Source organism: Ruegeria marina, from assembly GCF_900101475.1.
GTDB classification, from domain to species: domain Bacteria; phylum Pseudomonadota; class Alphaproteobacteria; order Rhodobacterales; family Rhodobacteraceae; genus Ruegeria_B; species Ruegeria_B marina.
Genome location: NZ_FMZV01000017.1, coordinates 1 through 12,670 on the forward strand (window position 1 = coordinate 1; position 12,670 = coordinate 12,670).

The 12,670-nt window shown below is 59.4% G+C and carries 10 protein-coding genes and 1 tRNA gene; 5 read left to right on the forward strand and 6 right to left on the reverse strand.

The genetic code is table 11. The features are described from left to right. Positions 1-254: transposase (locus BLT75_RS19200; RefSeq protein ID WP_143028604.1), on the reverse strand; the 254-nt coding region annotated here is incomplete at its 3' end. 736 nt (positions 255-990) lie between these two features. On the opposite strand from BLT75_RS19200, the gene BLT75_RS19205 reads away from it, so the two are divergent. Genes BLT75_RS19205 through BLT75_RS19215 form a run of 3 tightly spaced genes read left to right on the forward strand, consistent with a single transcriptional unit; the run spans position 991 to position 4,157 of the window. Next, positions 991-2,025: a catalase gene (locus BLT75_RS19205; RefSeq protein WP_093035774.1), complete on the forward strand. Its 1,035-nt coding sequence runs from the start codon at positions 991-993 to the stop codon at positions 2,023-2,025. Positions 2,026-2,028: 3 nt separating this feature from the next. Continuing rightward, complete coding sequence (locus BLT75_RS19210; protein ID WP_093035777.1) at positions 2,029-2,745, forward strand: hypothetical protein; 717 nt, start codon at positions 2,029-2,031, stop codon at positions 2,743-2,745. Continuing rightward, complete coding sequence (locus tag BLT75_RS19215) at positions 2,745-4,157, forward strand: Dyp-type peroxidase (protein ID WP_093035779.1); 1,413 nt, start codon at positions 2,745-2,747, stop codon at positions 4,155-4,157. The genes BLT75_RS19210 and BLT75_RS19215 overlap by 1 nt, the downstream gene beginning before the upstream one ends. Before the next feature lie 26 nt (positions 4,158-4,183). Here the strand turns inward: BLT75_RS19215 and BLT75_RS19220 are convergent, their stop codons facing one another. From BLT75_RS19220 to BLT75_RS19230, 3 genes are all read right to left on the reverse strand, one after another. After that, entirely contained in the window at positions 4,184-7,312 is a 3,129-nt protein-coding gene (locus tag BLT75_RS19220; RefSeq protein WP_176828137.1) for an ATP-binding protein, read from the reverse strand. Between the two features lie 207 nt (positions 7,313-7,519). Beyond that, the gene (locus BLT75_RS19225; protein ID WP_093035785.1) at positions 7,520-8,530 is read right to left on the reverse strand and encodes an SMP-30/gluconolactonase/LRE family protein; all 1,011 of its coding nucleotides are present in this window, start codon (positions 8,528-8,530) and stop codon (positions 7,520-7,522) included. Positions 8,531-8,865: 335 nt separating this feature from the next. Further along, positions 8,866-8,941 (reverse strand) — tRNA-Lys (locus tag BLT75_RS19230). Positions 8,942-9,151: 210 nt separating this feature from the next. Between BLT75_RS19230 and dapF the strand changes: the two genes are divergently transcribed. Together dapF and mtaB are read left to right on the forward strand one after the other, a co-directional pair. Further along, positions 9,152-9,994 carry a diaminopimelate epimerase gene (gene dapF / locus BLT75_RS19235; RefSeq protein ID WP_093035788.1) on the forward strand — a complete coding sequence of 281 codons (843 nt, stop codon included), beginning with the start codon at positions 9,152-9,154 and terminating at the stop codon, positions 9,992-9,994. Beyond that, complete coding sequence (gene mtaB / locus BLT75_RS19240) at positions 9,991-11,247, forward strand: tRNA (N(6)-L-threonylcarbamoyladenosine(37)-C(2))-methylthiotransferase MtaB (protein WP_093035791.1); 1,257 nt, start codon at positions 9,991-9,993, stop codon at positions 11,245-11,247. Before dapF ends, mtaB begins: the two co-directional genes overlap by 4 nt. Positions 11,248-11,584: 337 nt before the next feature. Here the strand turns inward: mtaB and BLT75_RS19245 are convergent, their stop codons facing one another. Together BLT75_RS19245 and BLT75_RS19250 are read right to left on the reverse strand one after the other, a co-directional pair. Further along, the gene (locus tag BLT75_RS19245; RefSeq protein WP_245706587.1) at positions 11,585-12,106 is read right to left on the reverse strand and encodes a helix-turn-helix transcriptional regulator; all 522 of its coding nucleotides are present in this window, start codon (positions 12,104-12,106) and stop codon (positions 11,585-11,587) included. Continuing rightward, positions 12,103-12,669, reverse strand: coding sequence for a cytochrome b/b6 domain-containing protein (locus BLT75_RS19250; RefSeq protein WP_093035794.1), 567 nt, complete (start codon positions 12,667-12,669; stop codon positions 12,103-12,105). The genes BLT75_RS19245 and BLT75_RS19250 overlap by 4 nt, the downstream gene beginning before the upstream one ends. Position 12,670 lies beyond the last annotated feature (1 nt).

A 12,670-nucleotide genomic window follows, 5' to 3' on the forward strand; every position in this document is an offset into this window, starting at 1 on the left:
GCCGTCGCCTGGCGCGCCGTGTCGCCCGACAGCCGGGACTTCCCCGCCTCGAGAAACTCCTTCGACCAGGAATAGTACAGGCTCTCGGCAATCCCCTCGCGCCGACACAGCGCAGAGATGCTCTCTTCACCCCGCAGACCCGCCAGGACGATCCTGATTTTCTCCTCGGCAGAGTAATGTTTGCGGGTCTTGCGCTTGATACCCCTGACTAACTTGTCAGCGGCGTCCTTCGATGTTCCGGATTTCTTGTCCATCTTCGCTCCATAATGGCTTCGATGAACCAGAAATCCTCCGTCGCTCAAACCTCTAAATCTGTCCGGTAGGTGCTGACGTCAGACAGATCAAGACCCGAATGATCTCCAGAGACTCCGTGCCGCCAAGAAGTCGTCATCGACGATCCGCATGGCGGGAGATTTCGTAACGACCTGGCCTGACGGCTCCTTCAGGCGGGACATGTTTTTGTCTGTCTCTGGGTCCTTTACGTAACGGAGCGGGTTCCGGACCAGGCGGTCAGTGTAGAGCTTGTCTGACGTCAGCGCCTATCGGACAGATTTCAGGGTCGGAGCAACGGGGTGTTTCACACCCTGTACAACATTGCCTGAAAGCTCTGCACGTCGATACGGGGATGTCACCGGTACGCTGGAGCGGCTGCTCACCAACAATAGCACATCTTGCCTCGCGGCCGATCTTGGTGCCTGCCTGGATACCATGGGGTTGGATCACGTCCGGAGCGCGCGGCATCATCCGCATATCCAGTGCAGGATCGAACGTTGGTACCGGAGCCTGAAGAACCGCATCCTTTCGTGAAGACGTGGCGCTATGGTGTTTCCTGCCATTGTGACAAATGGATCGCAGCAACAAAGCGTGTGTTCATACAGGTCCATGAGCATGGTCCCGCCGAAAAAAAGTCTTCGGAAGTTAGAATTTCGTATAACATGATCTGCAGATTGCACCGCGCTCTCGTACATCTCGTCAAGGTGGAGGAAACCGATGGCCGACCCGAAACTTGTCCAGGACATCGTTGAGGCGCTCGATATTCCGGGCGGGAGCACACAACGGCGGCCCGTTCACACAGTCGGAATTGGTGTGACTGGACATTTCGTTCCCTCCCCCATTGCGCCTGAATACTGCGTCGCCGAACATTTCCAGCCGCCGGCCAAGCCAGAGGGTGTGCCTGTGGACGTCCGGTTTTCCAATGGAATCGGTCTGGTCAAAGAACACGATGGATGGTCGGATGTGCGGGGCATGGCGGTTCGGTTTCATCTCAAGGATGGGAAATCGACCGACCTCATCGCGATGACGCTGTCCGTGTTCTTTGCGCCGACTGAAACGACTTTCCTGAAATTTGCGCGCCATGCGCGACCCCAACCCTGCAAGCGGGAAACGCCATGGCAGAAGATCAAGCATTACCTGAAGCTTGAATTGCCATTGCCGGACCCCTATCCCGGACAGACGGAACGGCCGAATGAAGCGGCAATAGCCTTTGCCAACGAACATGCCTGGGCGCAGCCTGCCGTGGTCGAGGCGTCCGCAATCGGAGCGCCGGTCAGTTACGTTCGTGCAGATTACCATGCGGTCCACACCTTTGTGGTGACCGGTCGCGATGGTCAGGAACGCAGGGTGCGGTTCACATGGGCGCCGGTCGCGGGCGTTTTGAACACAAACCCCGAAGAAACTCCGAAGGACAAGTACCTCCAGAAGGATCTGAGAGACCGTCTTGCCGGGAAACAGACCGAACGCTTCACGTTGATGATGCAGATCGGTGAAATCGGCGATGACTTCGACGATTCCTCACGGCAATGGCCGCCGCACCGCAAGCGGGTCATGATGGGGACGCTGACGCTGGAGCATGTGCCGGATGACCAGCAAGCCCATTCCGAGAAGTTGAGTTTCAACCCCTGGCATCTTGTAGAAGGGATCAAACCGTCCGGCGATCCGGTACTGAGGATTCGCAAGGATGTGTACGAATACTCCAGCAACCGGCGGGGTGGCATTCCCTGTCCCTTCAGCAACGTGAAAGGATAAGGCATGAGCGATGACGGCGGATGGCTGAACACATATGTCAACAGCTTGCCAGAGCGCCGCTGGTTCCAGTTCCTCTCGAAATATGTCGTGGTGCCCTTCTGGGTCTGGCGCGATGGCAAGCCCAAGCTTCCGGGCGGGCCGCGCCCCTCGCCACAACCCAGCGACAGTACGCAGAGGATGATGAACCTGCTGATGCCGCTCAAGGATCCGTCCCCGATCGGGCGGGCCAAGGCTGTCATGGCGCTGGCGCAGAACGTGGACGAGGTGTTTGCCGGCCTCGACAATGTGGGAACCGTGCATTCCGCGCGGTTTCTTCTGATCGAGGACCATATCTGCATGATTAGTGTCTACGACGGGGATTTCAGCAACTACATCCGCGATTTCATTTCCACGATCGGCAGCGTCTTTGATGCCTTGATGCTGGTGGTCGAAGGTGGCGACAAGCTTCGCCCCTGCGAGAAGAACGTCGAGGCATTCATAGACTGGGTCCGCGACCACGACCTGTTCCAGGCCCCCGACTTCCCGGTCGAATTGTTTGCTCTCCAGGATGCCCAGATCGGGAAAAAACCGAATGATCCACCGCATGCGGTGGAGTCTCTTCCGCGTTCGCTGATCCTCCAGTTGCATGCGAACCGGAATATCTCGCTCGGCGGTGGCTACCGGGGTTATCCCGGTTATTCCGCTGCACAGATTCGCAACAAACTCGGGGTGGGGTGGTGATGTCCGAAATTGATGCTGCGGTCAGTCCAACCAAGGATTTTGCGCCCCAGAACGTTCAGGGCAACATCCTGAGAGGTTACAGGCACGGCAAAGTTCGCCACCTCATGCTGGAAGTGTCCAACCGGGACGTTGCCCGACGATTTCTGGCGGCATCGGCGGATGGAACGCAAAAGGATGTCCCCCGGATCACGCGTTCTGCCGATTGGAGCAGGGACAACCCTCTCGAAACTTGTTTCAACATAGGCATCACATTTGCCGGGTTGCGCGCCTTGGGACTGCCGGCAGAACAACTTGCGACATTTCCGTCCGAATATGCCGAGGGAATGGCCAGGCGTGCCATCAAACTGGGCGATTTCGGACAAAGTGCGCCTGAAAACTGGCCTTCGCCATTCGATCAGCCCGACCGCATCCACATCGTGGCGTCGATCTATTCCAACGATGAGACCGCCTTCGATACGGTAGAGGTACAAGTCGGGCGGGCCTTCACTATTCTGGGCACCCGCAACGGCCGCAATCTTCCCGACGACAAGGTATTCTTTGGCTACACAGACAGTATTTCGCAACCGCGTTTCAAACATGTCTTCGACCCCGACCAGGTGGGAGTGGACGAACCGAAGGATCCGCTGGGCACTGTTCTTCTGGGCTATGTAACGCATTTCGAGGGCGTGGAGTTTGCGATCCCGGAACCCAAGAACGTTTTTCGCGACAGCGCCTTCAATGCATTCCGCGTGCTGCAGCAGAATACGGATGCCTTTGAGGCCTATCTCAGCAAAGCCGCGACCGAATTGGAAAAGAACCCGAGGCAATACGAACTTCTGCCCAAGGGGGCGGAAGCGAACATCAATGGCGGCACGAACCGGCACGAGGCCCTCCGCGAGGTTGTCGCCGCGCAGATGTGTGGGCGCTGGCGCAATGGAACGCCCTATGAATTGTCGCCGAATTCGGATGTTCTGGGTGATCTGTCGAAGACAAACTACGATTACAAATTCGGGTCGCGTTGTCCTGCCGGATCTCATATGCGGCGGGCAAACCCACGGGGCGGTCCCATCGTACAGAGAGTCGCAAATTATTCGCGCCGGCTTGTCCGGCGGGGAATGTCCTATGGGCCCGACCCCGAAACCGGTGAACATGGTCTGCTCGGCAATTTTATCGGCGCAAACTACGGCGCTCAGTTCGAGGCGGTCATGTGTGACTGGATCAATTTTGGACTTCAGGACCCCGAGATCACCGGTACGAACGATCCCTTGCTGGGTGCCAACGAACCGGAGACCAGCGTCTTCTACCTGACAACAAGCACCGAACACAGGATCAGGCTCAGCGGTTTTCCAAGGTTCGTGATCGCCCGCGGTGGTGCCTATACCATGCTGCCGAGCCTTTCCGCGATACGTTATCTGTCCGGGCTCAAAGGCTAAGCCGTTTCGGGACTACCCGAAAATCTCTAGGCAGAAAGATCTTCCAACGCTTGCTCGATCCGGTCGAGCATGGGCGAGGACCCTGTGGGCGCAATCAAGCGATGCGCGGTCCTGAGGTGTTCGACAGCTTCCTTGTTGCGCTTCTTCATCTTGCAGAGCAGGCCAAGGATCATCTCTCCGCGCGCAAAATAGTGACCGTCCTGATCGTATTGCGGATTTTGCCTTGCCTGTTCTATCAGGGCCGCGATCCGCTTTTCTCCGAAAATCATCACGCCCAACAAGGTTCGAAAGTTCCGTAGCAACACGCCTATCGACGCCCCACCTTCGCCCGACAGGATCTGAAGATAGACTTCGCTCAGGAACAACCGATTCCAGTCGGCACCGATCTGCATCCCCTCTGCCTGGCGCAGGTTGATCGTGTTTTCGATCTGGCGCAGGCCCTCGGCCACGCGGCCTTCCATCGCCAGGCCCACGCCCAACATGGTCTGAGGAACGCCGCTGAACAGCGTGCAACCGTCTGCCGCGCTCCTATTTACATAATCCTTTACGGCCTCAAGGGCGCCCGGTTTTTCAAGTGCGACCAGCGCGGCCACGCGCGAGGACTCTGCGATTGCCGTTTCGAATTCGGCCCGGGACAGGCTCAGGGCCTCTTCGGACAACTCCAATGCGGCCTGATGATCGTCGGTCACCACTGCGACAAGCGCTTTCATGGCCTTTCCGTAACCCAGCGCCCGCGGATCGTTGTTCTTGACGCCGAATTCGATCATGCGCTCGGCCGTGTCGCGCGCACCCAGGACGCGCCCTCGGGTCAACTCGTTCCAGCCAACAGTCGCAAGGTAGAAGTTCTGTAGATAGGCATCGTCGAACTTTGTGAGTGCAGCTTCGATCTTCTTTTTTCTGGCCTCGAATTCTGCATTCGTGATGGGTGCGCTGTAAATGGCCACGGAAAGCTCGTTTACCATCGCATAAGCCAGGGATTTGGGATCGCCCAGGCGTTCGGCCATCTGTGTCAGCTCCCGCTGGACACGCAATGCCTCGTGAAACTGGCTGTTGCAGACAAGGCAGGAAACATAGTGGTGCAGAAACAGGACGTGATCGCCATTGTCCCCGATCCTATTCAGGATCGGCCGAATTCGAGGCGCCAGTTCGATCATGGTCATCACGTCGAGCGAGATGTTCGAACACAGCGCGTAGTTGCCCAGGAATTCGGAGAAGGCTGCGTCGCTGGCGCAGCCCGGATCCTTTTCATAGAGTTCCAGGGCCGCAGCAAAATACCGATTGGCCTGATCATGTGAAAACACACCGAGGCTCTTTGCCCCCGCAAGCGCGGTATAGCGAAAGGCCATATCCGTGCGCGACGTCTGGGAATAGTGATGCGCCAGCATTTCGGCCGCTTCGGGCAGCCGGTTGGCATTGCGCTTCTCCAGAGCCTCGGCAATGGCCAGGTGAAGCTCTGACCTGCGATCAGCCAACAGGCTCTGATACACGGTGTCCCTCAGCAGGACATGCTTGAACATGTAGTCGGACGAATTGTCTTTCCGGTGAACGACGTCGAGCGCCTGCAACCTTTGAAGGACCGAACCCGTTTCATCCGATTGTTCGACGACCATCGACAACAGGCCGGGATCGAACTGCCTACCGATTGCAGCTGCTGCTTGCAAAACCATGCGGTCGGCGGGTCGAAGCTGTTCAATACGCGCGAAAAGCAGGTTCTGCATGCTGGACGGCAGGACGCCGTCGGCAGAGCTGGTGTCGAACTGAACTTGTCCATCAACGATCTTCAGCGCGCCATTCTCGATCAGATAGGTCAGAATCTCTTCACCGAAAAGAGGATTCCCGCCAGAGCGCTCGATCACCGTGCGGACCAGCCCGTCAGGCAGGGATTCGACCTGCAACCGGCTTTGTGCAAGGTGGCGGATATCGTCTTCTGACAACGGCTGGAGCGCCAGTGTCACAGTGGCCGCGGACTCGCGCCAGGCCGGCGTATACTCCGGCCGTCGGGTCGTGATGATCAGCAAGTTGGCGATCCCGCCGTCGGCAATCAGCCTCCGCAGCATGTCTTCCGAAGCGCCGTCGATCCAATGGATATCCTCGATCAAAAGGATCACGGGCCCGATCTTGCATTGAGCCTTGAGCAGATTGGGCAATAAATCGCGTGTGCGCAAACCGATCAGAACCCCATCAAGGCCATCAAGCGCACCCTTTGGAGGCTCAAGGCCAAGGAGGTTCATCAAGAGCCCGAGGTTTTCAGCGGTGTCCAGCCCGGTAACTTGAAGCCCCGTCCGAAGCTTGCCTTCAATTTCCGCTGGCTCATCTTCGTCCTGGATCTGGAAGGAAGTTCGAACAACTTCGATGAACGGCAGGAACGGAACCTGCTCGCCAACCGCAGTGCAGTGACCAGTGAATATTTTCGCGGCTTTCGATTTCTCGCTGCGCAGGAATTCGAACACCAGCCGCGTCTTGCCAAGGCCCGGTTCCGCGACGAGATCGACCACACGAAGGCTTGACCCAGCCGCGTCATATGCGTCTGCAAGGGCCGAAAGCTCGGCTTCGCGGCCAATGTACCGGCTCAACCCACGGCCGACCGAAGCGTCAAACCGGGTAGTGCCGTCCCGCAAGGATTGCAGCCGCCAGAGCTTTTGCTGCCGGGCCACGCCTTTGACTTCGTACTCGCCTTCAAAGCTCAGATCGACGCGCCATTCGACAAGCCGTCGGGTGTTGTCGCAAATCAGGCACCCGCCTTCGGGCGCCAGCGACTGAATGCGCGAGGCGAGGTTGACGGTATTGCCGACCGCCGTCAATTCACCCTTTTCGCCCTCGACTGCGGCAACGACGACTGAACCCGAACAGATGCCGACACGCAAGACGGGGCGTACTCCAAAACGGCTCTCGATATCGTCAGCGGCATTCGCGAAAGTTTGCTGGATCGCAATGGCGGTCCCGCAGGCCCTCAGCCCGACTTCCTCGATTGCCTTGGGAATACCGAAGATGGCCATGATGCTGTCGCCGGCAAATCCGCGTACCGCACCGCCGTGTTGCTGGACTACGGCGGTCAGCATTTCGTACAGCATGCGGGTGAAGAAAACGGCCTTTTCTTCGCCGAGTTTATCGATCGTCGCAGTGTAGTCGACCATGTCGGTAAAGAGCACCGACACCAATCGCCTCTCAGGTGGGCGCTTTGACGGGATTCCGTCGATTTCGGCAGCATCAACCATGTTAATCAATGTTAACACGACAGTTAGTGTTTCGGCTACTCTCCAACGAGAAGATCAACACCTCCGATCCCCACGGCAACACGACCGCCAGTAACCGCGTGGCGACAACATTCGATTCTCGTCTTGTGACCTGGCCCTGTCACCCTGTCAGGCTGTAAAGGCCAGCTTAAGTCCAGGTCGTGGCCAGAGTGTCTTGTAGATCTTTCCGGTGCTCGACGCGGTTATCCAGACTTCGCACATGTCTTTTCCGCCAAAACAGAGATTGGTCGTGAACATGTCATTGACAGGCAGGTGCTGCGTCTGGCCATCGGGCGAAAACACCGTGATGCCGCCATTGAAGATCGTGCCGACACACACACGCCCGTCAGCCTCGACCTTGAGGCTGTCGAGCCATTGATTTGCGTTTTCCTGGGTTGGAAGCTTGAACGCCGGCAGCGTCTCAACCACTCCGCCGGGCATGGTCGGCAAAGGGCCCGGTTTCAGCTTGCCCGGACCAAGGATATCCATGACCCAGAGACGCCCGAAAACCGTATCAGCAACATAAAGCTTGTCGCCTTTGGGCGAGAGGCCGATGCCGTTGGCCGTAGGTACCACGGCAGCAAGTATCAGGGTCTTTCGATCGATGGTGGCGTAATAGACCGCGCCCGACTCGGTCGTCATGCCCTCTTGCATGCCCGTATCGGTGAACCAGAATCCGCCGTTCCTGTCGAAGACGATATCGTCGGGGGCGATCAGGTTTTTCCCCTGATACTCATGATAAAGTGGTTCGACCTCTCCGGTCTTCAGATCGACTCGTTGAATCGAGCCGCCTTGGTAATTTGGGCGCTCTGGCCAGGGTATGGTAATTTCGCGCTCGGGGTCCGGGGTCTTGCCCGACCCCGGAGGCGCCAGGGGATCGTATTTGATGAAACTGTAAACCCCGCCGTTGTTGCAGACATAGGCGGCTCCGTCGGGTCCGATGGCGACCCCGTTCGGTCCACCGGGCAATTCGGCGACATTCACGATGCTCTTGTCGGGCATCAGCCGCCTCAGCAACTGGTCCTTGATGTCTACAAAAAGGACAGAACCATCGTTCATCGCGACGGGGCCCTCGGGAAAGCCCAAACCTTCGGCGACCGGTTCCAGATACCCGTCTTCGATTGTCTTTCGATCTGACATCCATCCGCTCCCTGCTGAATTCGTTTTCGATATCCAGTGCCGGCAGCCTTGGTTGTCAGGTGCCGCACAGCATGCTCTCATTTTTTCAATTTTAACGGTACATTCGGGCAGTCTAGCCACGACTCAGGTTGTTCACAACTGAAGTTTCGAGTTTCCGGCTTGCAAGCGCGCGGGACGCTCAGCCCAGTCGATGCCGCTGAAATGAAGCGGCTTATGGTACACCCGAGGCAGTCAATGCCGAGGTATCCCGACCTTGGATCCGTCTTGGCTCGCGAATTCATCGCAGACACGCATGCCAGTAAGTGACTGCGAATCACACAGCGTTATGAAAGGAGTGGTGAGCCGTACAGGATTCGAACCTGTGACCCACTGATTAAAAGTCAGTTGCTCTACCAACTGAGCTAACGGCCCACTCTTTTTGCACGATCTTTCGATCCGTGGCGCTCTCTAAGCTATTTTGCCGAGGTGGTTCAAGAGCTTATTTGCGCCGCGAGTCGCTTTCGTTTCCGGAGTATCCGGCGACCCGATAGGCGGCCTAATTAGGCAGGTGGTGAAAGGGGGTCAACCCCTTTTTTCAGGAATCCTTCTGGCGGGCTGGAATATTTTTCGGCCCGACGTTATATGCCCGCCATGATGCAGCAGCAGAACGCCGGTTTGACCTTCATGAAGATGCACGGGCTGGGCAATGACTTTGTCGTTGTCGATGCGCGGGTGCATCCTGTGGGGATTACGGCGGCATTGGCCAAGGGAATCGCCCATCGTCATTTCGGCGTGGGTTTCGACCAACTCGCCGTGATAGAGCCGGGCAAGGGCGACGCGCATCTGGTGTTCTACAATGCCGACGGCTCGACCTCGGCCGCATGCGGCAATGCCACACGCTGTATCGCGCGACACCTGATGAACGAGACCGGCAAGACCGATCTGCACCTGACCACCGACCGGGGCGATCTATATGCACGCGACGCGGGTGACGGGTTGACAGCGGTCAACATGGGCGCGCCACAACTTCTCTGGCACGAGATCCCGCTCGCCGAAGAGATGGACACGCTGGAACTGCCCATCGAGGGTGGCCCGACCGCCACAGGCATGGGCAATCCCCATTGCACGTTCTTCGTCGCCGACGCCGAAGCGATCCCGCTGGCAGAGTTCGGCGCACGCTACGAGTTTCACCCGCTCTACCCGCAACGCACCAACGTGCAAGTGGCCCAGGTCACCGGCCCCGACCGTATCCGCATGCGGGTATGGGAACGGGGCGTCGGGATCACGCTGGCCTCGGGCTCGTCCTCCTGCGCCACTGCGGTGGCTGCCGCGCGCCGGGGCCTCACCGGTCGAAAGGTGCAGATCGATCTCGACGGCGGCACACTCTGGGTCGACTGGCGCGACGACGGGGTCTGGATGACTGGCCCCACCATGCATGTCTTCAGCGCCACGCTGACGCCTGAATTCCTGGCCAGCCTGGCATGAGCGCGCCAAAGTTCACCACGCTTGGTTGCCGTCTCAACGCTTATGAGACCGAGGCGATGAAGGAACTGACGGCCCAGGCCGGACTGGACAACGCCGTCATCGTCAACACCTGCGCCGTCACGGCCGAGGCGGTGCGCAAGGCAAGGCAGGAAATCCGCCGCCTGCGCCGTGAAAACCCCACCGCGCGGCTGATCGTGACCGGCTGTGCCGCTCAGACAGAGCCCGAGACCTTCGCTGCCATGGCCGAAGTCGACGCGGTGATCGGCAATTCCGAAAAGATGCGTCCCGAGACGTGGCAAGGCATGGCTGCCGATTTCATCGGCAAGACAGAAACCGTGCAGGTCGACGACATCATGAGCGTCACCGAGACCGCCGGCCACCTGATCGATGGGTTCGGCACCCGCTCGCGCGCCTATGTCCAGGTCCAGAATGGCTGCGACCATCGCTGCACCTTCTGCATCATTCCCTACGGCCGGGGCAATTCCCGCTCGGTCCCCGCCGGCGTCGTCGTGGACCAGATCAAGCGGCTGGTCGATCGCGGCTATTACGAGGTGGTGCTGACCGGTGTCGATCTCACCTCATGGGGCGCCGATCTGCCTGCCACTCCCAAGCTGGGTGATCTTGTCATGCGCATCCTGCGGTTGGTGCCCGACCTGCCGCGTCTGCGGATCAGCTCCATCGATTCGATCGAGGTGGACGAGAACCTGATGCAGGCGATCGCCACCGAATCCCGCCTGATGCCGCATCTGCATCTCAGCCTGCAACACGGCGACGACCTGATCCTGAAACGGATGAAACGTCGCCATCTGCGCGACGACGCGATCCGTTTCGCCGAAGAGGCCCGCCGCCTGCGCCCAGAGATGACCTTTGGCGCCGACATCATCGCCGGTTTTCCGACCGAGACCGAGGCGCATTTCGAGAACTCGCTGAAACTGGTCGAAGACTGCCACCTGACCTGGCTGCATGTCTTTCCCTATTCACGGCGCGAGGGTACGCCTGCCGCGAAAATCCCCAACCAGGTAAACGGCAAGACGATCAAGAGCCGCGCCGCCCGCCTGCGGGCCGCAGGCGACGCGCGCGTCGCCCTGCACCTTGCCGCGCAGGTCGGCCAAACCCACCGCATCCTGATGGAAAGCCCCACCATGGGGCGCACCGAACAGTTCACCGAGGTCCGCTTCGCCCAGCCCCAGCCCGAAGGCCGGATCGTCACCGCGATGATCACCGGTACCTCCGGCGGTCAACTTACGGCCTGAACCGACCCAGGCGACGGTCCTGATCCTGTCCGGCTCCGCTTTTCGCGGGGGTCTGGCACCCCCACACAAGGGCTTCTCTTCACTGGGGTCCATGCGCCGCCCGAAACCTGTGCCCAGCGGCAACCTCGACGATGCGACTTCACCCAGGGCAGCGCCGCTCTTGACCATGCCCATATGGAAACCGGGTCGCGATCCGGAACCTGACCAGACCGAAGACCCGCGCGGCCGACAGGTGTGATGCCGTTCTTGCCTTGCGCCCCGGTCCTTCCTGCTTCTTTCTGGTCGGAAATACTCCGGGGTGAATTGCCCGAAGGGCAAGAGGGGCAGCGCCCCTTGCTTACTCGGGTTCCGCCAGAAGCTCTTCCATGAACAGGCTCAACAACTGGGTCCGCCCGTCCACCCCCGCCTTGCCATAGATGGCAGCGGATTGGGCCCGTATGGTGCCCACGGCCCGGCCCCTTATGCCCGCGATGCTCTCGTTGTCGAATCCCTTGAGGATCATCAGCGCGACATCGCGCTCCGCGGGTGTCAGCCCCCAATCGGAGAAGAACGCCTCGATCACCTCCGCCATCTCGCCACGTGCCGCCATAAGACTGGCAGTAACGCGCTCCATCCGTGCCAACAATTGGCGCAGTTCGACAATCAGCACGCCCAGTCCGAACACCAGAACCAGGGCGACGAAGCCTTCCAGCCACAAATGGCCCGGCGCCTGCCCGTCGCCGGCATAAAGGTCGAACACCACATCTCCGATGAAGAACAGGGCGCACAGAGCCTGAATGACGACCATCCAGGCCAGAACCGCAGCCCGGCGTTCATCGGGTCCGCCGGGCCGCAGCAGTTTGCCTGCCGTGGCGTTCATTTTACCGGCCTGTCGCGGGCCACCGCCTTGCGCCCGTCGATCATCGCCCGCACCAGGGGCACGCCGGTCCGCCACTGGTCGAACAGGACACCGCCGACATGAAGCGCAACCGACACCATCAGCCAGCCATAGGCTGCCTCGTGGACTTCTTCGACCCATTCGACGCCAAAAAAGGCGACCGTGCCCATCATGATCCCGGTTATCGACAGGACCAGCAAGGTGAGCCAGAGATTGTAGGCCATCAACGCCCCCAGCGGGTTATGTGACAGATGCACGGCCCGGTCCCCGCCCAGCATGTCCCGCACATGTGCCAGTGCCGCAGCGGGAGACGGGGGAAAGGCCGCGAACCGTGCCATTCTCGGCCCCACGATACACCACAAGAGGCGCAGCACAACCAGACCCAACACCACGTAGCCGACTTGCTCGTGCAGTGTTCCTTCAGGGTCCGTGAGGGCAGCGTTCAACAGAACGCCCAAGGCAACGCCCCAATGGGTGATACGTACCAGCGGGTCCCAGACCCTGTATTTGCGGGCGCCAGGGCGCCCGCCGCTGTTCATGGACATG